General features: G+C 59.2%; 20 protein-coding genes and 1 pseudogene. 4 read left to right on the forward strand and 17 right to left on the reverse strand.

Annotated features, from left to right (window positions below):
- Positions 1 to 41 precede the first annotated feature (41 nt).
- A complete protein-coding gene (locus tag KGB23_RS22025; protein ID WP_150656284.1) occupies positions 42 to 1,784 on the forward strand; it encodes an extracellular solute-binding protein in 1,743 nt (580 codons plus the stop codon).
- A 191-nt stretch (positions 1,785 to 1,975) separates the two neighbouring features.
- On the opposite strand, the gene KGB23_RS22030 is transcribed toward KGB23_RS22025, so the two are convergent.
- Entirely contained in the window at positions 1,976 to 2,290 is a 315-nt protein-coding gene (locus tag KGB23_RS22030) for a helix-turn-helix domain-containing protein (protein WP_223432581.1), read from the reverse strand.
- Positions 2,280 to 2,630, reverse strand: a complete 351-nt coding sequence (locus KGB23_RS22035; RefSeq protein WP_223432597.1) for a type II toxin-antitoxin system RelE/ParE family toxin — start codon at positions 2,628 to 2,630, stop codon at positions 2,280 to 2,282. The genes KGB23_RS22030 and KGB23_RS22035 overlap by 11 nt, the downstream gene beginning before the upstream one ends.
- 207 nt (positions 2,631 to 2,837) lie before the next feature.
- Here KGB23_RS22035 and KGB23_RS22040 point away from each other — a divergent pair.
- From KGB23_RS22040 to KGB23_RS22050, 3 genes and pseudogenes are all read left to right on the forward strand, one after another.
- A pseudogene (locus KGB23_RS22040) lies at positions 2,838 to 3,014 on the forward strand (efflux RND transporter permease subunit); the annotation flags it as partial.
- A 220-nt stretch (positions 3,015 to 3,234) separates the two neighbouring features.
- Positions 3,235 to 3,435 (forward strand): co-regulatory protein PtrA N-terminal domain-containing protein, encoded by a 201-nt coding sequence (locus tag KGB23_RS22045; RefSeq protein ID WP_223432582.1) that lies wholly within the window; start codon positions 3,235 to 3,237, stop codon positions 3,433 to 3,435.
- Positions 3,436 to 3,502: 67 nt separating this feature from the next.
- Positions 3,503 to 3,835, forward strand: coding sequence for a DUF2790 domain-containing protein (locus tag KGB23_RS22050; RefSeq protein ID WP_223432583.1), 333 nt, complete (start codon positions 3,503 to 3,505; stop codon positions 3,833 to 3,835).
- Between the two features lie 138 nt (positions 3,836 to 3,973).
- Here KGB23_RS22050 and KGB23_RS22055 read toward each other — a convergent pair whose 3' ends face one another.
- The 15 genes from KGB23_RS22055 to aceA form a co-directional block, all read right to left on the reverse strand.
- Positions 3,974 to 5,299: an OprD family porin gene (locus KGB23_RS22055; protein WP_223432584.1), complete on the reverse strand. Its 1,326-nt coding sequence runs from the start codon at positions 5,297 to 5,299 to the stop codon at positions 3,974 to 3,976.
- Positions 5,300 to 5,646: 347 nt separating this feature from the next.
- The gene (nuoN, locus tag KGB23_RS22060) at positions 5,647 to 7,110 is read right to left on the reverse strand and encodes an NADH-quinone oxidoreductase subunit NuoN (protein WP_223432585.1); all 1,464 of its coding nucleotides are present in this window, start codon (positions 7,108 to 7,110) and stop codon (positions 5,647 to 5,649) included.
- A 7-nt stretch (positions 7,111 to 7,117) separates the two neighbouring features.
- Positions 7,118 to 8,650 (reverse strand): NADH-quinone oxidoreductase subunit M, encoded by a 1,533-nt coding sequence (nuoM, locus tag KGB23_RS22065; protein ID WP_223432586.1) that lies wholly within the window; start codon positions 8,648 to 8,650, stop codon positions 7,118 to 7,120.
- A gap of 40 nt (positions 8,651 to 8,690) precedes the next feature.
- Positions 8,691 to 10,544 (reverse strand): NADH-quinone oxidoreductase subunit L, encoded by a 1,854-nt coding sequence (gene nuoL, locus KGB23_RS22070; RefSeq protein ID WP_223432587.1) that lies wholly within the window; start codon positions 10,542 to 10,544, stop codon positions 8,691 to 8,693.
- Positions 10,541 to 10,849, reverse strand: coding sequence for an NADH-quinone oxidoreductase subunit NuoK (gene nuoK, locus KGB23_RS22075; protein WP_007946416.1), 309 nt, complete (start codon positions 10,847 to 10,849; stop codon positions 10,541 to 10,543). Before nuoK ends, nuoL begins: the two co-directional genes overlap by 4 nt.
- A gap of 2 nt (positions 10,850 to 10,851) precedes the next feature.
- Entirely contained in the window at positions 10,852 to 11,355 is a 504-nt protein-coding gene (gene nuoJ / locus KGB23_RS22080) for an NADH-quinone oxidoreductase subunit J (protein ID WP_033057072.1), read from the reverse strand.
- A 9-nt stretch (positions 11,356 to 11,364) separates the two neighbouring features.
- Positions 11,365 to 11,910: an NADH-quinone oxidoreductase subunit NuoI gene (gene nuoI, locus KGB23_RS22085; RefSeq protein WP_197679435.1), complete on the reverse strand. Its 546-nt coding sequence runs from the start codon at positions 11,908 to 11,910 to the stop codon at positions 11,365 to 11,367.
- Between the two features lie 12 nt (positions 11,911 to 11,922).
- Entirely contained in the window at positions 11,923 to 12,930 is a 1,008-nt protein-coding gene (gene nuoH, locus KGB23_RS22090) for an NADH-quinone oxidoreductase subunit NuoH (protein ID WP_008146046.1), read from the reverse strand.
- A complete protein-coding gene (gene nuoG / locus KGB23_RS22095; protein WP_223432588.1) occupies positions 12,927 to 15,641 on the reverse strand; it encodes an NADH-quinone oxidoreductase subunit NuoG in 2,715 nt (904 codons plus the stop codon). Before nuoG ends, nuoH begins: the two co-directional genes overlap by 4 nt.
- Positions 15,642 to 15,777: 136 nt before the next feature.
- Positions 15,778 to 17,133 carry an NADH-quinone oxidoreductase subunit NuoF gene (gene nuoF / locus KGB23_RS22100; RefSeq protein WP_008146041.1) on the reverse strand — a complete coding sequence of 452 codons (1,356 nt, stop codon included), beginning with the start codon at positions 17,131 to 17,133 and terminating at the stop codon, positions 15,778 to 15,780.
- Positions 17,130 to 17,627 carry an NADH-quinone oxidoreductase subunit NuoE gene (gene nuoE, locus KGB23_RS22105; RefSeq protein ID WP_008146039.1) on the reverse strand — a complete coding sequence of 166 codons (498 nt, stop codon included), beginning with the start codon at positions 17,625 to 17,627 and terminating at the stop codon, positions 17,130 to 17,132. Before nuoE ends, nuoF begins: the two co-directional genes overlap by 4 nt.
- Positions 17,628 to 17,629: 2 nt before the next feature.
- Positions 17,630 to 19,414 carry an NADH-quinone oxidoreductase subunit C/D gene (gene nuoC / locus KGB23_RS22110; RefSeq protein WP_223432589.1) on the reverse strand — a complete coding sequence of 595 codons (1,785 nt, stop codon included), beginning with the start codon at positions 19,412 to 19,414 and terminating at the stop codon, positions 17,630 to 17,632.
- A 72-nt stretch (positions 19,415 to 19,486) separates the two neighbouring features.
- A complete protein-coding gene (locus KGB23_RS22115; protein WP_008146035.1) occupies positions 19,487 to 20,161 on the reverse strand; it encodes a NuoB/complex I 20 kDa subunit family protein in 675 nt (224 codons plus the stop codon).
- A 10-nt stretch (positions 20,162 to 20,171) separates the two neighbouring features.
- The gene (locus tag KGB23_RS22120) at positions 20,172 to 20,585 is read right to left on the reverse strand and encodes an NADH-quinone oxidoreductase subunit A (protein WP_008146033.1); all 414 of its coding nucleotides are present in this window, start codon (positions 20,583 to 20,585) and stop codon (positions 20,172 to 20,174) included.
- A gap of 539 nt (positions 20,586 to 21,124) precedes the next feature.
- Positions 21,125 to 22,450, reverse strand: coding sequence for an isocitrate lyase (gene aceA, locus KGB23_RS22125; RefSeq protein ID WP_033057066.1), 1,326 nt, complete (start codon positions 22,448 to 22,450; stop codon positions 21,125 to 21,127).
- Positions 22,451 to 22,923: the final 473 nt, after the last annotated feature.

The following is a 22,923-nucleotide window of genomic DNA, read 5'->3' on the forward strand; positions in this document are numbered from 1 at the left end:
CGCTCGGCAAAGTTGCTCCGAAACCCTAAAAGGAGGTCTCTATGTTCGACAAAAACAATAAGCTGCGACATAGCGTTTCATTGGCAGCCATGCTGGCACTCAGCGGGTTGAGCGCTGCAGCCTGGGCCGATGCCTATGAAGACGCCGCCAAGAAATGGATTGGCAGCGAATTCAAACCGTCCACCCTGACCGAAGCCCAGCAGCTCGAAGAGCTGAAGTGGTTCATCAAGGCGTCCGAGCCGTTTCGCGGGATGAGCATCAAGGTGGTCTCGGAAACCATCGCGACCCACGAATATGAATCCAAAGTGCTGGCCAAAGCCTTTACCGAGATCACCGGGATCAAGCTGACCCACGACTTGCTGCAAGAAGGCGACGTGGTGGAAAAGCTGCAGACCCAGATGCAGTCGGACAAGAACATCTATGACGGCTGGGTCAATGACTCGGACCTGATCGGCACGCACTTTCGCTACGGCAAAACCGAATCGATCACCGACCTGATGGCGAACGAAGGCAAGGCCTACACCTCGCCGACCCTGGACATCAAAGACTTCATCGGCATCTCGTTCACCACCGCGCCGGACGGCAAGATCTATCAACTGCCCGACCAGCAGTTCGCCAACCTCTACTGGTTCCGCGCTGACTGGTTCGAGCGGGCGGATCTGAAAGCAAAATTCAAAGAAAAATACGGTTATGAACTGGGCGTGCCGGTGAACTGGTCGGCCTATGAAGACATCGCCAAATTCTTCAGTGAAGACATCAAGGAAATCGACGGCAAGCGCGTCTACGGTCACATGGACTACGGCAAGAAAGATCCGTCCCTGGGCTGGCGCTTCACCGATGCCTGGTTCTCCATGGCGGGTGCTGGCGACAAAGGCATTCCCAACGGCTTGCCGGTGGACGAGTGGGGCATCCGCGTCGAGGACTGCCATCCGGTCGGCTCCAGCGTGACCCGCGGCGGCGACACCAACGGCCCGGCGGCGGTCTATGCAACGACCAAATACGTCGACTGGCTGAAGAAATATGCGCCACCGGAAGCGGCGGGCATGACCTTCTCCGAATCCGGTCCGGTGCCGTCCCAGGGCAACATCGCGCAGCAGATCTTCTGGTACACCGCGTTTACCGCCGACATGACCAAACCGGGCTTGCCGGTGATGAACGCCGACGGCACGCCGAAATGGCGCATGGCACCGTCGCCGAAAGGTCCGTATTGGGAAGAGGGCATGAAACTCGGTTATCAGGACGCCGGTTCCTGGACCTTCCTCAAATCCACGCCTGAGAAGCAAAAACTCGCGGCCTGGTTGTACGCGCAGTTCGTGACCTCGAAAACCATATCCCTGAAGAAAACCATCGTTGGCCTGACGCCGATCCGCGAGTCGGACATCAACTCGCAAGCCATGACCGACCTGGCACCGAAACTCGGCGGTCTGGTCGAGTTCTATCGCAGCCCGGCCCGTGTGCAATGGACCCCGACCGGGACCAACGTGCCGGACTATCCGCGTTTGGCGCAATTGTGGTGGAGCCACATCGCCGAAGCGGCCAGCGGCGAGAAAACCCCGCAACAGGCGCTGGATGGTTTGGCCAAGGATCAGGACGCGATCATGACCCGTCTGGAACGCTCGAAGGCGCAAGCCACCTGCGCACCGAAAATGAACCCCGAGCGCGACGCGCAGTACTGGTTGGACCAACCGGGGGCGCCGAAGCCTAAACTGGCGAATGAGAAGCCTAAAGGTGAAACCGTGAGCTATGCCGAACTGCTGAAATCGTGGGAGGCGGCTCGTAAATAAGCGTCTGTAATGTGAAACGCAAACGGCACCGAAAGGTGCCGTTTTTGTTTGTGCCTGTTCCGCCGCCATCGTCGGATCGCCGCCCGGAGCAGGCTCGCTCCCACATTGAACTGCATTCTTTCTGACAAAACGTGGTCCCCTGTGGGAGCGAGCCTGCTCGCGATGGCGTCATTGAAAACGCAGCGGGCACTTCAGGTCAGCGCCGCCAGTTGTTGAACCGTCTCCGGAAAGCGCTCAACCAGCCGGATCAATGTTGTCGCCTGAGCATTAGGTTTCGCCCGTCCTTGTTCCCAGTTCTCCAGCGTCCGGGTATTCGTACGTAAATACATCGCGAATACCGAACGGGAAAGGTTGAGCTGTTGGCGTATGGCTACCACTTCCTCGGCAGTGATTGGTAGCAGTTTTGGCAGTTTTACCTTGTGGCTCCGCAGCGTGACCTTACCTTGGCGCTCGTCGGCCAAGGCTTCGAGGCCCTCCATCAGTTCGGAAAAAATGTCACGTTTCATAGTGGGTTCTCGTATTGATTTCTCTATCCAGCGTTTGTCTGAAAAGTTTTTTCTGGGCAGGCGTCAGGTCGTCTTGCTCGTTTTTGCTGTACACCGTGAACAGCCAGAATTGATCGAAACCTGACCACCAGTAATAAATCACCCGTAATCCGCTGCGCTTGCCTTTGCCTCGTCGCTGGTCGGAGAAGCGGACTTTGCGCAAACCGCCCGTACCTTCCAGGAGATCGCCCGCTTCCGGGTTTTTGAGCAGCTCCAGTTGAAAGCTGCGAAACAGTTCGTCGTCCAGGTAGTCATTTCTGTGCTTTTGAAATGCGGGTAATTCGATAAAAAGAGCGTCCATGTTCTGTACGTCACCTGCGTATATTTCTATCACAAGAATCGAATAGGTCAAGGCTTCTGTTCCTGCCAAATTCGGTCAAGTCATTACGTTAAAGTCGAAGGCAGGATCGGGATGTAGGACGCGGCTTATTCACCCGCGAGGCGATTCTGGATATCGGGGAGGAGGAAGAAGCGAGCCAGCCTTAAGACCCGAAACTTGCGCTTGCTCGCCCTGGGCTTCATTCCGATGGCCCTGGCAACCGGCACAGGTGCGGAAGTGCAGCTTCCGCTGGCAACGGTGGTGATTGGCGGGATTCTGTCTTCGACCATTCTGACGCTGCTGATATTGCCTGCGTTGTATCAGTTGGCGCACCGACACGACGAAGACGCAGCTTCAACTAAGTAGATGATCTCCCTGTGGGAGCGAGCTTGCTCGCGATAGCGATCTGTCAGTCGGCGATGATGCTGACTGATCCACCGCCATCGCGAGCAAGCTCGCTCCCACAGGTTTTGTGTCTTGTATCAGAGCTGCGGCCACATAACGGATATGTAATCTCCACGCCACCGTCACGAAAGGTTCGGATTGTTACCTTGATCCCGTCAGTTAATTAAACGAGGAATCAAACATGAAACTTGCACAACTGAGTGCGTTTGCGGTGGCGTTGGTGATGTCTTCCATGGCATTGGCCGAAGGCGGTGGCGACCGAGCTTTCGAAAGAATGATGACCGCCAATGACCGCTCCGTAGAGCTGTTCGTAGCCAAGGAACAGGCCCGCGACCCAGTCGTCGTCAATGAAAAGAAGGACGACAACACCAAAGACTTGTAAGCGTGTCGCACTTGAACAAGCCCGTCGTCGAGTCCCGATGCCGGGCTTTTTTATGAAGGTATTGAGCATGAAACTTATCAAGTTGATGACGTTCGCCGGTGTGATGGCGATGTCCCTGAATGTGCTGGCTGAAGGGGGTGGCGACCGGACGTTCGAGAGAGCGCTCAGTGCCAACACCAAAGCCATGGAGCAATACGCGGCCAGCCAGGGCAAACCGGCGCCGGTGGTCAAGGATTATGAATACGGGATGAAGCTGGACGTGGTGAAAGTGGTGAGTGTTGTGCGTCCGCAAGTTGCCTGCGCTGTAGTTCCCACCGCAATGACCTACGAAGACTCGAAGGGCCAACTCAACACCATCAAATACACCGTGGCAGGCGATTGCCTCAATCGCGGCGGCTGACATTGGATCCCCCTTCGGCAACGCCTACAGATTCTCAATCTACGGGCATAAAAAAGGCGCCCCGAAGGACGCCAAAAGATTCACCTCCTACCAAAGGAGCAAGGAGCTTCTAAAGGTGAATTTGCATCAACCGTAAAGTCAGAGAATCGCCAGTGGATACTCGATAATCACCCGTACCTCATCCAGATCCGACTCAAATGCCGTGGCTCGGGTTGTGGCCTGGCGCAGGCGCAACGACATGTCCTTCAGCGAGCCACTCTGCACCACGTATTTGACTTCGATGTCGCGCTCCCAGCGCTTCTGATCGGTCAGCGGATTGCCGTCGGCATCGCGGCGCATGTACACGGCGTTGGCACTGGAATAGTCGGCGTCGGTGCCGCGGGCGTAACGGGTCATGAACGACAAACCCGGCACGCCATAGCTACTCATGTCGAGGTCGTAACGCACCATCCACGAACGTTCCTTGGGCGAGTTGAAGTCGCTGTACTGGATGGAGTTGTCGAGGAAGATCGAGTCGGACTGGCGCAGGTAGTCGAAGTCGTCGTTGCCGTTGTTGCGCTGGTGCGATAACGCAACGGAGTGGGCGCCGAGTTTCACCCCGACCCGGCCGCTCCAGATGTTGTTGTCGAACTTGCCGAGCAGTTGTTTGCCTTCGTCGACCGCCTTGTAATAGTTCAGGTCACCGAACAGCGACAGGTCATCCGACAGTGGGTAAGTCCACGCGGTGCCGGCGTAGTACTGATTCCAGGCATCCTTGAGGCGACTGGTATACAGGCTGAAACTGAGGTTTTTGTTCAGCGTGTAGTCGCCACCGAAATAGCCGACCCACGGCGAGTTGACCGGGCCTGCGTAGAAGGTCGCGAAGTTCTCGCGCATGTCGCTGGACACCGGTTGGCTCATCGCATGCAGGCGACCGCCCTGTACCGACAGACCTTCGATACTGGTGTTGGTGGCCGTGACACCCCGAAAGCTTTCCGGCAACAGTCGGGAGTCACCCGCCGCAACCACCGGGTTGGCAGGGAACACATCGCCGACCTTCACCACCGTATCGAAGGCGCGCACTTTGGCGGCGCCACCGACCTTGGTGTATTCGTCCCGTGCTTGGCCATTACTGTCGACTGGCAGCACATCAAACGAACTACGGCCACCGTTGCGCCCGTCACCGGTATCAAGCTTCAAACCGATCATCGCAAACGCATCGACACCGACCCCGACGGTGCCCTGTGTAAACCCTGATTCGAACTTGCTGATGACCGCATGGGCCCAGGCCTCGGAATAACCATTGCCGGTGGGGCTGGACTGGCCGTCACGGTTCTCACGATTGAAGTAGAAGTTGCGGTTGAGCACCGTCAGGCTGCTGCCCTCGATAAACCCCTCGGCTTTATCTTCCGCCGACACCATGGACGGCCCGGAGCCGACAACCACAGCTAAAGCGGCTATCGACATTTTTGTATTGTTAACCATCAATCACTCCTTGGGTTCGGCAGAACGGGAACGTGCTTCGGCGTGGGTTTTATTGTTCGGCGGGCAAGGGCCCGCCGGCATGGTCGCCGGGTGACATCGTTGCAAGCTGCGGATAACGCCAAGGTGATGGGGGAATTACAATTTCGTCATGTGCGTGCAGTGATTGGCCTTGCAGGTAACTTCCTAAAAGAGAGGAGGGCGCTGAAAAGCAAAAGATCGCAGCCTTCGGCGGCGCCCAAAGGCGCGTAGGAGCTGCCGAAGGCTGCGATCTTTTGATCTTGAAATCCCAGATGCAAAAACGGCACCCGAAGGTGCCGTTCTGTTTTCTACCAAGTACCGCTAAACAATCAACCAGCCAACCCCGCCTGCTGAACCAGAATCAGCAACGGCTGCGGATACAGACCAAGGAAGAACGCCAGTGCAGCTATCGCCAGCAGCATCACGCCGCCTGCACGTTGTTCCCAGTGCAGTTGCGCATCGTGGCGACGCAGGTTCGGTTCGATCAGGAACAGGGTGACCATCACACGCAGGTAGTAGAAGACGCCGATGGCGCTGCCCAGTACCAGGGAACCGACCAGCCACCATTGGTGCGACTCGACGCCGGTAGCGATGATGTAGAACTTGCCGATGAAGCCCGCGGTCAGCGGGATACCGGCCAGGGACAGCATCATCACGGTCAGCACGGCGGTCAGGTACGGACGGCGCCAGAACAGGCCGCGGTATTCGTACAGGGCATCCGCATCACGGCCGTTGTACGGCGAGGACATCAGCGTGATCACGCCGAACGCGCCGAGGCTGGTGATCACGTAGGTGACCAGGTACACGCCGATGGCTTCCACGGCCAGACCCTTGCTCGCCACCAGGGCGATCAGCAGATAACCGAAGTGAGCGATGGACGAGTAACCCAGCAGACGCTTGAGGTTGCTCTGGGTCAGTGCCAGCAGGTTGCCGAACAGGATCGACGCGATGGCGATGATGGTCAGCACGTCGCTCAGCACGCCGCTGCTCGCCGCCGGCGAGATCTGGAACAGACGCACCATCACCGCGAACACAGCGACTTTGGAAGCGGTTGCCAGGAACGCTGCAACCGGCGCCGGAGCACCTTCGTAAACGTCCGGGGTCCAGAGGTGGAACGGTACCAGCGACAGCTTGAACGCCAGACCGATCAGCATCATGCCCAGGCCCAGTTGCGCCAGCGAGCTTGGCAGACCAGTAGCCGCCAGGGCCTGGCCGATACCGACGAAGCTCAGGGAGCCGGAGTCGGCGTACAGCAGGGCCATACCGAACAACAGGAACGCGGAACCGGCGGCAGACAGCACCATGTACTTGATACCGGCTTCCAGCGAACGCTTGTTGAAGAAGGCATAAGCCACCAGACCGTAGACCGGTACCGAGAGCAGTTCCAGACCGACGAACAAGCCGGCCAGGTGCTGCGCGCTGACCAGCACCAGGCCACCGGCGGCGGCCATCAGGATCAGCAGGTAAAGTTCTTCACGGTTGCCCGGGTAACCCGAACCGCCATCGCCGAGGTAGGCGTGGGCGAGGGTCACACAAGCGAGGGTGGCGACCAGGATCAGCGCCATGTACAAGCAAGCGAAGCTATCGATTTGCAGCAGTGGGGTCACGGCCAATGGCGCGACTTTCAAGGCTGGCAGGATCGACAGCAACGCCAGGTTCAGACCCGCCACGGAAATCAGGAAGGTCTGCGAGTGGTTGCGGCGCCAGGCGATCGCCAGCATCACCACGATGATCGTGGCGCTGGTGATCAACAACGGCGCAAGCGCGATAAAGTGTTGAGTCGTGAATTCCATAGCGCTCTTACCGGGCCGAAGCGAGTTGAGTGAAGGCGGTACCGAGCCACTGCTGCACGCCATGCATCGTCGCGGCAGAGGTGTCGAGGAACGGCTGCGGGTACACGCCGATGTAAATCAGCAGTGCCGCCAGACCGACCACCATGACCAGTTCGCGACCGTCCATGCCATGCAGCACCGCGTCCGATTTGGACGCGCCGAAGTAGGCACGGTGGATCATGATCAGCGAGTAGACCGAACCGAACACCAGACCGGACGTCGCGATGATAGTGATCCATGGGGCGGCAGGGAACGTGCCGATCAGGATCAGAAATTCGCCGACGAAGTTACCGGTCGCCGGCAAGCCCAGGGAGGCCGCCGCGAAGAACAGGCTGACGCCTGGCAGGTAGGCGATTTTCGACCACAGGCCACCCATTTCACGCATGTCGCGAGTGTGAGTGCGCTCGTAGAGCTGGCCACACAGGATAAAGAGTGCCGCGGCCGACAGGCCGTGCGCGAGCATCTGCATCACCGCGCCCTGCAGCGCCAGTTGGCTGCCGGAGTAGATGCCGATCAGCACGAAGCCCATGTGCGAAACGCTGGAGTACGCGACCAGACGCTTGATGTCAGTTTGCGCGAACGCCAGGAACGCACCGTAGAAGATCCCGATCAGACCGAGGGTCATGGCGAACGGCGCGAACTCGGCCGAGGCATTCGGGAACAGCGGCAGGGCGAAACGCAGCAGACCGTAAGCAGCCGTTTTCAACAAGATACCGGCCAGGTCGACCGAACCCGCTGTTGGCGCCTGGGCGTGAGCGTCAGGCAACCAGGAGTGGAACGGCACCACTGGCAGCTTCACCGCGAAGGCGATGAAGAAGCCGAGCATCAGGATGTACTCGGTGGTCAGCGACATCTTGGTTTTCAACAGGTCGGCGTAGTTGAAGGTAATCACGCCGGTGTCGTTGAAGTTGACCAGTACCAGACCCAGGATCGCCACCAACATGATCAGGCCGGACGCCTGAGTGAAGATGAAGAACTTGGTCGCCGCGTAGATCCGGGTTTTCTTGCCATCCGAAGAACTGTGACCCCAGAGCGCGATGAGGAAGTACATCGGCACCAGCATCATTTCCCAGAAGAAGAAGAACATGAACAGGTCGAGGGCGAGGAACACGCCGACGACACCGCCCAGGATCCACATCAGGTTCAGGTGGAAGAAGCCAACATGACGTTGAATCTCTTTCCACGAACACAGTACCGAGAGAACACCCAGCAGACCGGTCAGCATGATCATCAGCAGCGACAGGCCGTCGAGGGCCAGGTGCACGCTGATGCCGAAACGCTGGATCCAGACATGCTTGAACTCAAGCACCCAGGTCGGGTCGGCGCCAGGCGCCGGGGCAAGTGAATAGTCACCGTTGGCCCACAGCCAGAGGCCGAGGGAGAGCAACAGGGACATGGTGATCAGCGCAATCCAGCGGGGGAGGGTAGCGCCGAAGCGCTCACCCATCCAGCACAGCAGGCCGCCGATGAAGGGGATCAGGATTAGCCAAGGCAGAATCATGACGGGCTCAATTCCTTTCGCAAGTTCGCAAGGTTCATATTCAGACCGCTACCAGCACGATGGCGCCGATGACCAGCACGGAGCCGGCTGCCATCGATGCCGCGTACCAACGCAGTTGACCGGTTTCGGTACGGCTCAGGGCGGTGTGACCGCCTTTGGCCATACGCGGGATCAGACCGATGGTCTGGTCGAGCGGGTCTCTGCGCAGTACGTGGCTGATCGCAAGGTATGGCTTGACGAACAGTTTGTCGTAGATCCAGTCGAAGCCCCAGGCAGCGAACCACCAGGCCGAAAGGAAGCGGCCGATGCCGCTGTTGGCGATTGCAGTGACGAAACGACGCTTGCCGAGGAACAGCAGCGCGGCCAGCAGGATACCGGACAGGGCGATGGCGCCCGACGCGATTTCCAGACTGTGCTTGGCTTCGCCGCCGGCATGGCCGACGCTTTCCGGCAGTACGCCGTGCAGCGGTGGAACGATCATCGCGCCAATGGCGGTAGACAATACGATCAGCACCGACAGTGGCAGCCAGTGAGCGATGCCGTGACCGGCGTGCGCTTCGGTTTTCACTTCACCGTGGAACGCGATGAAGATCAGGCGGAAGGTGTACAGCGAAGTCATGAACGCACCGACCAGACCTGCGTACAGCAGACCGTGGTTGCCGCTGGCGAACGCTTCCCAGAGGATTTCGTCCTTGGAGTAGAAGCCTGCGGTCACCAGTGGCAGGGCTGCCAGAGCGGCACCACCGACGATGAAGCTGGCGTAGGCCAGCGGCAGTTTCTTCCACAGGCCGCCCATCTTGAAGATGTTCTGCTCGTGGTGGCAGGCAACGATCACCGAACCGGATGCAAGGAACAGCAGCGCCTTGAAGAAGGCGTGGGTCATCAGGTGGAAGATCGCGCCATCCCACGCACCAACGCCCAGGGCCAGGAACATGTAGCCGATCTGGCTCATGGTCGAGTAGGCAAGGATACGTTTGATGTCGGTCTGAACCAGTGCGGCAAAACCGGCGAGTACCAGGGTCACACCGCCGACGACGCCAACCAGGTGCAGGATATCCGGCGCCAGGGAAAACAGGCCGTGGGTACGGGCGATCAGGTAGACACCGGCGGTCACCATGGTTGCGGCGTGGATCAGTGCCGAAACCGGAGTAGGACCGGCCATCGCGTCCGCCAGCCAGGTTTGCAGCGGCAGTTGCGCGGATTTACCGACAGCGCCGCCCAGCAGCATCAGGGTCGCCATGACCATCCAGAAGTCGCCAGCCTGGAATTTTTGTGGCGCCAGCACCAGCAGTTCCTGGATGTTCAGCGTGCCCAGTTGCGCGAACAGGATGAACAGGCCGATGGCCATGAACACGTCGCCGATACGGGTGACGATGAAGGCTTTGAGTGCCGCGTTACCGTTGTTGCGGTTGCTGTAGTAGAAACCGATCAACAGGTACGAGCACAGGCCCACGCCTTCCCAACCGAAGTACAGGAACAACAGGTTATCGCCCAGGACCAGGAACAGCATGCTGGCGATAAACAGGTTGGTGTAGGCGAAGAAGCGCGAGTAACCGGCTTCACCGCGCATGTACCAGGACGCGAACAGGTGGATCAGGAAGCCGACGCCGACCACCACACCGAGCATGGTCAGGGACAGACCATCCAGGTACAGCGCGAAGTTAGGCGTAAAGCCTTCCACCGCCATCCACTGCCACAACACCATGGTGTAGTGACCACCTTCAGGTGGCGCGACGTTGAATTGCCAGATCACATAAGCCGTGACGATGGCAGACAAGCCGATGGAACCGACGCCAATCAGCGCCGACAGGTTTTCCGAGAAGCGACCGCGTGAAAACGCCAGCAGCAGGAAACCTATGAGAGGGAATACGAAAGTCAGATAGAGAAGATTCATCCGCGCATCTCGCTGGCAGCGTCGATATCGAGAGTGTGGAAGCGGCGATACAGCTGCAACAGAATCGCCAGGCCAATACTGGCCTCGGCGGCTGCCAGGCTGATCACCAGGATGAACATGATCTGTCCATCCGGCTGCGCCCAGCGGCTACCGGCAACGATGAACGCCAATGCGGAGGCATTCATCATGACCTCCAGGCTCATCAGCACGAAGAGAATGTTGCGGCGGACCATCAGGCCGACCAGACCGAGGCAGAACAGGATGCCGGCGACGGCAAGACCATGCTCCATAGGGATAGCAGGCATCGTCATTGCTCCTTGGCTTCGTTGCGGCCCAAGTGGAACGCCGTGACGGCTGCGGCGAGCAGCAACATCGAGGCGAGTTCGACCACCAGCAGATAAGGACCGAACAGGCTGATGCCCACGGCCTTGGCGTCTACGGTGGTGTGGCCGACGGCCTGACCGCTGGAGTGGCTGAACAGCACGTACAGCAGTTCAACCAGCAGCAGGGCGCCGAGCGCGACCGGGCCGAGCCAGATGCCGGGTTTGAGCCAGACGCGCTCCTGCTGAACCGAGGCAGGCCCCAGGTTCAGCATCATCACCACGAACACGAACAGCACCATGATGGCGCCAGCGTAGGCGATCACTTCCAGCACACCGGCAAACGGTGCGCCGAGGGCGAAAAACGTCATCGCCACGGCAATCAGCGAAATGATCAGGTAGAGCAGGGCGTGCACGGGGTTGGTGTTGGTGATCACGCGAAGCGTGGACACAACAGCGATACCCGATGCGAAATAGAAAGCGAATTCCATCTTTCTTCCTTAAGGCAGCAAGCTCTTCACGTTGATCGGCTGGGCTTCATTCTGCGCGGCGCCTTTCGGCTTACCGGCAATCGCCATACCTGCAACACGATAGAAGTTGTAATCAGGGTTTTTGCCGGGGCCGGAGATCAACAGATCTTCTTTCTCGTACACCAGGTCCTGACGTTTGAACTCGGCCATCTCGAAATCCGGTGTCAGCTGGATCGCGGTAGTCGGGCAGGCTTCCTCGCAGAGGCCGCAGAAAATGCAGCGCGAGAAGTTGATACGGAAAAACTCCGGGTACCAGCGACCGTCATCGGTTTCAGCTTTCTGCAGCGAGATGCAACCGACCGGGCACGCCACGGCGCACAGGTTGCAGGCTACGCAACGCTCTTCGCCGTCGGGGTCGCGGGTCAGCACGATACGGCCACGGAAGCGCGGCGGCAGGTACACCGCCTCTTCCGGGTATTGCAGCGTGTCGCGCTTGCGGAAGGCGTGGCCAAAAATCATCACCAGGCTGCGAAGCTGGGTGAAGAAGCCATGCACGATGTCAAATATGTACTTCATGATTCTCTATCCTCACTGAGCCGCGACGGCGGGCGTGTTGAGCAACACGATCGCAGCGGTCACCAGCATGTTGACGAGGGTCAGCGGCAGGCAGAACTTCCAGCTGAAATCCATCACTTGGTCATACCGTGGGCGCGGAATCGAGGCGCGCAGCAGGATGAAGAACATGATGAAGAACGCGGTTTTCAGTGCGAACCAGATGAACGGGATCTGCGGCAGAATGCCGAACGGACCGTGCCAGCCACCGAAGAACAAGGTTACCAGCAGCGCCGAAATCAACACGATGCCGATGTACTCGCCGACGAAGAACATGCCCCATTTCATGCCGGCGTATTCAATGTGGTAACCGTCGGCCAGTTCCTGCTCCGCTTCCGGCTGGTCGAACGGGTGACGGTGAGTCACGGCGACGCCGGCAATGAAGAAGGTCAGGAAACCGAAGATCTGCGGGATCACGAACCACAGGTTCTGCGCCTGGTATTCAACGATGTCGCGCATGTTGAACGAGCCAACCTGGATCACGATGCCCATCAGCGACAGGCCCATGAACACTTCGTACGACACGGTTTGTGCCGAGGCCCGCAAGCTGCCCAACAGGGCGAACTTGTTGTTACTCGACCAGCCAGCGAACAGCACCGCGTAGACCGACAGACCGGCCATGGCGAAGAAGAACAGGATGCCGATGTTGATGTCCGCCACACCCCAGGTCGGGGTGATCGGGATGATCGCGAAGGCAATCAGCAAGGCGCTCATGGCCACGACCGGCGCCAAGGTGAAGATCACTTTGTCGGCGAACGGCGGGGTCCAGTCTTCCTTGAAGAACATCTTGATCATGTCGGCCGCAATCTGGAACGCGCCGAACGGGCCGACGCGGTTCGGACCGTAACGGTCCTGCCAGAGGGCGAGCAAACGGCGCTCGACCCAGCTCAGCAACGCGCCGCACACCACGACGGCGAGCAGAATCACGATGGCCTTGAGGACCGCGATGATCACGTCAATCACTTCAGGCGTGAACCAGGTCATTGAGCTGCCTCCTGCAGACCGTCAACGGATTTGCCAAAGATCGCTGGCGGAATGCCGGCAATACCGGCCGGCAATGCGACCAGACCGGCACCCAGCTCTTCGTTGATGCGCAGCGGCAGACGCAGGGTCTGGCCAGCAACGCTCAAGCTCAGCAGGGCGCCGTCATTGACACCCAGACGGTCGGCTTCGGATTTGGCCAGCGACACGTAAGCGGCCGGGATGCGTTCCTGAACCGGCGCGGCTTTGGAAGAGTTCTCTTCGCTGCCGAACAGGTGGAAGAACGGCACAACCTGCCAGGTGCCTGGAGCCGGGTTGAACGCACGAGGAACACTGGCGAACCAGTTCAGCGAGTCACCGGTGCTTTCGATCAGGCGGGTGCCCGGGTCGCCAGCGCGGATGTGACCACCGACTTCGTCCTGGAACTTGTTCCAGGCTTGTGGCGAGTTCCAGCCCGGAGACCAGGCGAATGGCACTTGCTGACGCGGTTCGACCGAGCCCGAGTAACCTTCCATGGAGAACGAGAACGCGGTGTCGTTGTCCTGGGAAGTACGCGGTTCGTGCACGCTGATGTCGGCGCGCATGGCGGTCCGGCCGCTGTAACGCAGCGGTTCGCGAGCCAGTTTCAGGCCTTTGATGCGGAACGCGGCAGACGGTGCGGCGCTGACGATGCCGGCCAGTTGCGGAGTGCTGGCGGCACAGGCAGCGGTGACGTGGTCCAGTTGGGTCCAGTCGATCGGCTGGTTCAACAGGGTAGCGCGCAGGGCATGCAGCCAGCGCCAGCCTTCGTGAACCATGATGCTGGCGTCGAGGTAAGTCGGGTCGAAGACCTGGAAGAAGCGCTGGGCGCGGCCTTCCTGACTGACCAGCGTACCGTCGCCTTCAGCGAAGCTGGCGGCTGGCAGAACCAGGTGCGCGCGATCGCTGGTGGCGGTCTTCTGATGGTCCGCCACGATCAGCACTTTCGCGGCGTTCAGGGCTGCATCGACACGGGCTTTGTCGGTACGGGTGTACAGATCGTTTTCCAGCACGACGATGGCGTCGGCCTTGCCGTCGATCACCGCTTGCAGGGCTGCGTCGACCGATTCACCACCGAGCATGGCCAGGCCGAGGCTGTTGGCCTCAGGCACGATCAGGCTGATGGATCCGTTCTTCTCGCGCAGCTTCAGGGCTTTGGCGATGTTTGCCGCGGCTTCGATCAGCGCCTTGGAACCCAGCGAGGTACCGGCAATGATCAGCGGACGCTTGGCGGCGAGCAGGGCGTCGGCAATGCGCTTGGCCAGCTCAAGAGCTTCAGCGTCCAGACCTTCAACGGCAGGTGCGCTGGCGTCGAGGGCGTGAGCCACGGCGAAACCGATGCGGGCCAGGTCGTCTGGCGCAGCGTGAACGCATTCTTCAGCGATGTCGTCGAGCTTGGTTTCAGCCAGGCTGGCGATGAACAGCGGGTTCAGCGCGTTCTGACCGATGTTCTTCACGGCGGCGTCGAGCCAAGGCTGAACGCGCATCGCGTCGGCCATGTCTTCGGCTTTGCCTTTGACCGATTGACGCAGGGACAGGGCCATGCGCGCAGCGGTCTGGGTCAGGTCTTCGCCGAGGACGAAGATCGCATCGTGGTCTTCGATGTCGCGCATGTTCGGGATCGGCAGCGGGCTGTCTTTCAGCACCTGCATCACCAGACGAATGCGTTCCAGCTCAGCGGCTTCGATGCCGGAGTAGAAGTGCTCGGCGCCGACCAGTTCGCGCAACGCGTAGTTGCTTTCGAGGCTGGCGCGCGGCGAACCGATACCGACGATGTTGCGACCGCGCAGCAGGTCGGCAGCTTTATCCAGCGCTTCGTCGAGGGTCAGCTTGGCGCCGTTGGCCAGCAATGCCTGACGCGGGCGGTCCTTGCGGTTGACGTAGCCATAGCCGAAACGGCCACGGTCGCACAGGAAGTACTGGTTTACCGAACCGTTGAAACGGTTTTCGATACGACGCAGTTCACCGTAACGCTCGCCCGGGGAGATGTTGCAACCGCTGGAGCAGCCATGGCAGATGCTCGGCGAGAACTGCATGTCCCACTTGCGGTTGTAGCGCTCGGAGTGAGTCTTGTCGGTGAACACACCGGTCGGGCAGACCTCGGTGAGGTTGCCGGAGAACTCGCTTTCCAGGGTGCCGTCTTCAACGCGACCGAAGTACACGTTGTCGTGGGCGCCGAACACACCGAGGTCGGTGCCGCCGGCGTAGTCCTTATAGAAGCGCACGCAACGGTAGCAAGCGATGCAGCGGTTCATTTCGTGGGAAATGAACGGGCCCAGTTGCTGGTTCTGGTGAGTACGCTTGGTGAAGCGATAACGGCGCTCGTTGTGGCCGGTCATCACCGTCATGTCTTGCAGGTGGCAGTGACCGCCTTCCTCACAGACCGGGCAGTCGTGAGGGTGGTTGGTCATCAGCCATTCAACGACGCTGGCGCGAAACACTTTCGCTTCTTCGTCGTCGATGGAGATCCAGCTGCCGTCGGTAGCTGGCGTCATGCACGACATGACGATCCGACCACGCTTGTCGTTTTCGTCGGTGTATTGCTTGACCGCGCACTGGCGGCAAGCGCCAACGCTGCCTAGGGCTGGGTGCCAGCAGAAATAAGGGATATCGAGGCCTAGCGACAGACATGCCTGTAACAGGTTGTCTGCCCCATCGACTTCGAGCTCTTTGCCGTCTACGTGGATAGTGGCCATGGTTCAAAGTTCTTCGTTGGCCCGGTGTCAGCGGGCGTGGCTAATGGAATCTTGTTATTCGCGTGAATCAACACAGCCGCTTGCGGCGTCATCACACGAAAAGCTGCGGGCACGGACCCTTCGCTTTTTTAAGCGTTTACGCGCCGACTACGATCGGCCTTGCCAGAGGCGGGACGACGGCGCTGGTAGGCGCGATGCCGGCTTCGAACTCATGGCGGAAGTATTTGATTGCGCTGCCCAACGGCTCCACGGCACCCGGTGCGTGAGCACAGAAGGTCTTGCCTGGGCCGAGGAAGCCGACCAGACCCAGCAGGGTCTCGATATCGCCGGCTTGTCCTTCACCGTTCTCGATCGCGCGCAGAAGCTTGACGCTCCACGGCAGACCGTCACGGCACGGGGTGCAGAAACCGCAGGATTCGCGGGAGAAGAACTCTTCCATGTTGCGCAGCAGGGAAACCATGTTGACGCTGTCGTCCACCGCCATGGCCAGGCCGGTACCCATACGGGTGCCCACTTTGGCGATGCCGCCGGCGTACATTTGTGCGTCCAGGTGTTCCGGCAACAGGAAACCGGTACCGGCGCCGCCTGGCTGCCAGCACTTGAGCTTGTAACCGTCGCGCATGCCGCCGGCGTAGTCTTCGAACAACTCGCGACCGGTGACGCCAAACGGCAGTTCCCACAGGCCCGGGTTCTTGACCTTGCCGGAGAAGCCCATGAGCTTGGTGCCCATGTCTTCACTGCCTTCGCGGGCCAACGATTTGTACCAGTCCACGCCGTCGGCAATGATCGCCGGCACGTTGCACAGGGTTTCAACGTTGTTCACGCAAGTCGGCTTGCCCCACACGCCAACGGCGGCAGGGAAGGGCGGCTTGGAGCGCGGGTTGGCGCGGCGGCCTTCGAGGGAGTTGATCAGTGCGGTTTCTTCACCGCAGATGTAACGCCCGGCGCCGGTGTGGACGAACAGCTCGAAATCGAAGCCGCTGCCCAGGATGTTTTTACCCAAAAGGCCCGCTGCCTTGGCTTCTTCCACGGCACGGTTCAGGTGCTTGGCGGCGGTGGTGTATTCGCCACGCAGGAAGATGTAGCCACGGTAGGTTTTCAGCGCGCGAGCACTGATCAGCATGCCTTCGATCAGCAGATGGGGCAGTTGCTCCATCAGCATGCGGTCTTTCCAGGTGTTCGGTTCCATTTCGTCCGCGTTGCACAGCAGGTAGCGGATGTTGATGGATTCGTCTTTGGGCATCAGGCCCCACTTAACACCCGTGGGGAAGCCTGCACCGCCGCGACCTTTAAGGCCCGAGTCTTTCACGGTCTGGACGATGTCGTCCTGAGCCATGTCGGCGAAAGCCTTGCGCGCAGCCGCGTAACCGTTCTTGGCCTGGTACTCGTCGAGCCATACGGCTTCGCCGTCGTCACGCAGACGCCAGGTCAGCGGGTGAGTCTCGGCCGAACGCTTGATGCGGTTGGCTGGACCGAAGGAAGTCAGGGTCATACGTAGCCCTCGAGCAATTTGGCAACGCCGGCAGGCTGCACATCACCGAAAGTGTCGTCGTCGATCATCAACGCCGGCGCCTTGTCGCAGTTGCCGAGGCAGCAGACCGGCAGCAGGGTGAAACGACCGTCGGCGGTGGTCTGACCCAGGCCGATGCCCAGATTGCTCTGGATTTCGCTGACGACCGATTCATGGCCGCCGATGTAGCAGACCATGCTGTCGCAGACGCGAATGATGTGACGGCCGACCGGCTGACGGAAGATCTGGCTATAGAACGTCGCCACCCCTTCAACGTCGCTGGCCGGGATGCCGAGGATTTCGCCGATGGCGTAGAGCGCGCCATCAGGCACCCAGCCACGTTCCTTCTGGACGATCTTCAGGGCTTCGATCGACGCCGCGCGCGGGTCTTCGTAGTGATGCAGCTCGTGCTCGATGGCCGAGCGCTCGGTTTCGCTCAGGGCGAAACGGTCTGTCTGGATAAGCGTGCTGTTCATGCTTAGCGGTCCACGTCGGCCATAACGAAATCGATACTACCCAGGTACGCGATCAAGTCCGCGACCATGCTGCCTTTGATCACCGAAGGGATCTGCTGCAGGTGCGGGAAGCTTGGAGTGCGAATCCGGGTGCGGTAGCTCATGGTGCCGCCGTCGCTCGTCAGGTAATAACTGTTGATGCCCTTGGTCGCTTCGATCATCTGGAAGGATTCGTTGGCCGGCATGACCGGGCCCCACGAAACTTGCAGGAAGTGCGTGATCAAGGTCTCGATGTGTTGCAGGGTGCGCTCTTTCGGCGGCGGCGTGGTCAGCGGGTGATCCGCCTTGTACGGGCCTTCCGGCATGTTGCGCATGCACTGCTCGATGATCTTCAGGCTCTGGCGCATTTCTTCGACACGCACGATGCAACGGTCGTAGGCATCGCCATTGGCCGCCAGCGGCACTTCGAATTCGAAGTTCTCGTAACCGGAGTACGGGCGAGCTTTACGCAGGTCGAAATCGCAACCGGTCGAACGCAGGCCGGAACCGGTGACGCCCCATTCCAGGGCTTCTTTGGTGTTGTAGGCGGCGACGCCGATGGTCCGGCCACGCAGGATGCTGTTGTCCAGTGCAGCTTTCTGGTACTCGTCCAGACGCTTTGGCATCCACTCGACGAAATCCTTGACCAGTTTTTCCCAGCCGCGCGGCAAGTCGTGAGCGACGCCACCGATGCGGTACCAGGCCGGGTGCAGACGGAAACCGGTGATGGCTTCGATCACCGTGTACGCCTTCTGACGATCGGTGAACGTGAAGAACACCGGGGTCATGGCGCCCACGTCCTGGATGTAAGTCCCCAGGAACAACAGGTGGCTGGTGATCCGGAAGAACTCGGCCATCATGATGCGGATGACGTCGACCTTCTCAGGTACCTTGATACCGGCCAGCTTCTCGACCGAGAGCACGTACGGCAGGTTGTTCATCACACCGCCGAGGTAGTCGATACGGTCGGTGTACGGAATGAAGCTGTGCCAGGACTGACGCTCGGCCATCTTCTCGGCACCACGGTGGTGGTAACCGACGTCCGGTACGCAGTCGACGATCTCTTCACCGTCCAGCTGCAGAATGATGCGGAACGCACCGTGCGCGGAAGGGTGGTTAGGACCGAGGTTGAGGAACATGTAGTCCTCGTTCGCACCGGAACGCTTCATGCCCCAGTCTTCAGGCTTGAAGCGCGCGGCTTCTTCCTCAAGCTGTTGCTTGGCCAGTGTCAGGCTGAACGGGTCGAACTCGGTGGCACGGGCCGGGAAGTCCTTGCGCAGCGGGTGACCTTCCCAGGTCGGCGGCATCATGATGCGGGTCAGGTGCGGGTGACCGGCAAAGTTGATGCCGTACATGTCCCACACTTCACGCTCGTACCAGTTGGCGTTCGGCCAGATGCCGGTCACGGTCGGCACGCTGAGGTCGCTCTCGGACAAGGCGACCTTGATCATTACGTCACTATTACGTTCGATCGACATCAAGTGATAGAACACAGTGAAGTCGGCGCCGTTAGGCAGCCCTTGACGCTTGGTGCGCAGACGCTCGTCCACGCCGTGCAGGTCATAGAGCATGACGTACGGCTTGGGCAGGTTGCGCAGGAAGGTCAGGACTTCGACGAGTTTGGCACGGGCAACCCAAAGCACCGGCATGCCGGTGCGGGTAGGCTGGGCGGTGAACGCCTCGGGGCCGAAACGGTTGTTCAGTTCGACGACCACATCCTGGTCGTCTGCCTTATAAGGCGGGATGTACAGAGCACTGCCTGTAGTCATGGTTATTTATCGCTTTCGGTCAACGTAAAGAATGAAGCCAGGTTCTCGTTCTATAAAAGAAGCAGGTCTGGATCAGACTTCGTCGGGGCTGCGCAGGTTGGTGACTGCGATTCGCTGTTCGCGGCGCTGTTCCTTTTGCGAAGGCATCTCGGCGCGGTACACGCCTTGATCGCCGACGACCCAGGAAAGTGGGCGACGCTCCTGTCCAATCGACTCTTGCAAAAGCATCAAGCCTTGCAGAAAAGCTTCAGGGCGGGGCGGGCAGCCAGGCACGTAGACGTCCACGGGCAGGAACTTGTCCACCCCTTGAACGACTGAGTAGATGTCGTACATGCCACCGGAGTTGGCGCACGAACCCATGGAGATAACCCATTTAGGTTCGAGCATTTGCTCGTAGAGACGCTGAATGATCGGCGCCATCTTGATGAAGCAGGTACCGGCGATAACCATGAAATCCGCCTGACGCGGCGATGCCCGGATAACCTCGGCGCCAAAGCGCGCGATGTCGTGGGGCGCCGTGAAGGCGGTGGTCATTTCCACGTAGCAGCACGAAAGACCGAAGTTATACGGCCACAGGGAGTTCTTGCGCCCCCAGTTGATCGTGCCGTTAAGCACGTCTTCGAGCTTGCCCATGAAAATGTTTTTGTGGACTTGATCTTCTAACGGATCGGAAACGGTTTCCCGTTCGCCAATCGGATACTGCTCGTTAGGAGCATCGGGGTCGATCCTGGTGAGATTGTATTGCATTGCCAAAGCCTCATTGTTTCAGCTTCGCTTGCCGCTTAAGACGAGCTGCCGGAGCCCAGTCAAGGGCGCCCACTCGAAATAGGTAGACAAGGCCTGCCAACAGAATTGCTATGAAAACGAGAGCTTCGACGAATCCGGTCCAGCCGCTTTCGCGGACGGACACAGACCAGGCAAAGAGAAAAAGGGCTTCGATATCGAAGATCACGAAGAGCATCGCGACCAGATAGAATTTTGCAGAGAGCCGCAGACGGGCGCCACCTGTAGGTAGCATGCCGGACTCGAACGGTTCGTTTTTGCTGCGGCCCCAGGCTTTTGACCCGAGGAGGCTGGAGACGCCGAGCATGAAGGCACAAAGGCCGACGACGCCCAGAAGGAAAATGGCAAAGCCCCAGTTGTGGGCCATGAGTCCTGTCGCTTCGGGCATGCTGGTAATCCTTAACAGAGAGCAAAGGTCTCTGAGCTTGAAAAGAAACAAAGCAGTGACGATATGTCGCAGCAATCAATCCCGCTGATTTTATGGCACAACACCGTGCAAGTAAAATTCCTATAGCGAAATTATTTATAGGATTAAGGACATAGCGCACCTCCAAAACCCCGCAGCCCATGCGGCTCGGGCATTAGCCGGGATTTCATCAATATTGTTTTGTTGGGAATGTAACGAACATAGTTATGGCTAAATGATAATCAATATTGTTTGTGGCGGTTTTTAAACTGTTTAATGGGATAAGAACCGGAAAGTTGTCTTATATGCGCGTTACTGCAAGAAATTGGCGGGGTCGTTTTACCTTCTTTTCCTGATCGAGAAACTGCTCTGGATCAATGATTTTGAGCGCGTTGTGTGAGAGCGATCGTGTGAAATCGCAGGCAAAAAAAACGCCCCGAACCAGTCGGGGCGTCAGATGTGCGGCGTTGCGGTTAGCTTTCTATTCGGTCCGCAACGGCCGTTTGCTCAGGTGAAGCAGATCAGTGGAACTGTTCTTCTTCAGTCGAACCGGTCAGTGCGGTTACCGAAGACGAGCCACCTTGAATCACAGTGGTCATGTCGTCGAAGTAGCCGGTGCCCACTTCCTGCTGGTGAGCCACGAAGGTGTAGCCCTTCGAAGCGTCAGCGAACTCTTGCTCTTGCAGCTTCACGTAGGCAGTCATGTCGTTGCGGGCGTAGTCGTGCGCCAGGTTGAACATGCTGTGCCACATATTGTGAATGCCGGCCAGGGTGATGAACTGGTGCTTGTAACCCATGGCGGACAGTTCGCGCTGGAACTTGGCGATGGTCGCGTCGTCCAGGTTTTTCTTCCAGTTGAAGGAAGGCGAGCAGTTGTACGACAGCAGTTGGTCCGGGTATTCCTTTTTGATCGCTTCAGCGAAGCGACGAGCTTCGTCCAGATCCGGCTTGGCGGTTTCGCACCAGATCAGGTCGGCGTACGGAGCGTAAGCCAGGCCGCGAGCGATCGCCTGGTCCAGGCCGGCGCGCACTTTGTAGAAGCCTTCCTGGGTGCGTTCGCCAGTCACGAACGGCTGGTCGTACGGGTCGCAATCGGAAGTCAGCAGGTCAGCCGCGTTAGCGTCGGTGCGCGCCAGGATGATGGTCGGCGTACCGGCAACGTCAGCTGCCAGACGAGCAGCGGTCAGCTTCTGTACAGCTTCCTGGGTAGGAACCAGTACCTTGCCGCCCATGTGGCCGCATTTTTTCACGGAAGCCAGTTGGTCTTCGAAGTGAACGCCGGCGGCGCCTGCTTCGATCATGCTTTTCATCAGCTCGTAAGCGTTCAGTACGCCGCCGAAACCGGCTTCAGCGTCAGCCACGATTGGCGCGAAGTAGTCGATGTAGCCTTCGTCGCCCGGGCCTTTGCCGGCTTTCCACTGGATCTGGTCAGCACGACGGAACGAGTTGTTGATGCGCTTGACCACGGTTGGAACCGAATCCACCGGGTACAGCGACTGGTCCGGGTACATCGATTCGGCGGAGTTGTTGTCCGCAGCGACTTGCCAGCCCGACAGGTAGATCGCCTGGATACCGGCTTTAACTTGTTGTACAGCCTGGCCGCCGGTCAGGGCGCCCATGCAGTTGACGAAATCTTTATCAGGACGGAAGGACGGCTTGGCGCCCTGGGTTACCAGGTTCCAAAGCTTCTCGGCGCCCAATTTTGCAAAGGTGTGCTCAGGTTGAACCGAGCCACGCAGGCGGACGACGTCAGCAGCGGAGTAAGCGCGTGTCACGCCTTTCCAGCGTGGGTTTTCAGCCCAATCTTTTTCGAGGGCTGCAATTTGCTGTTCGCGTGTCAGTGCCATGGAGATAAACCTCGTCGCATAGGTCTGGGGTGGAAAATTCCTTGCTCCTGCCAAATACGCATTTCCAAGAGGCGTACGAGGCTGCTCGCTGACCAGAAGCTTAGGTGGTCAAGTCGGATTCGGCGGGGATGGCGACGGGATGAACGATGGGCTCGAGGGGAAGTGAGCAGGTAAGGGCGAACTGGCGAGCGCATTCGGGCGTCGTGGGCCTTGGTGCGAACTTCAGTGTGGAGCCGGGTTACCTAATTACGCTTCCGTCCCTCGGGACAACTTCGTTCCAGTCGGCAACCTCGTCAAACACACCTTGTGGGCGGTACAGACACGAAGCGGCTCGCGGGGTAGGTGCGAACGGCGCCTCGAAGGCCCTTGCCAGGGCCCCTGATTAGCGGGAGCGAGGCCATCATGCCTTTGCTTTTTTCGATCGTCAAACGTTTTGTAGTGCTTTTTTTCAAGCACTACATCTTTGGTCTAAT

The sequence above is a fragment of the Pseudomonas sp. GL-B-26 genome, from assembly GCF_019947405.1.
In the GTDB taxonomy this organism is placed as follows: Bacteria; Pseudomonadota; Gammaproteobacteria; order Pseudomonadales; family Pseudomonadaceae; genus Aquipseudomonas.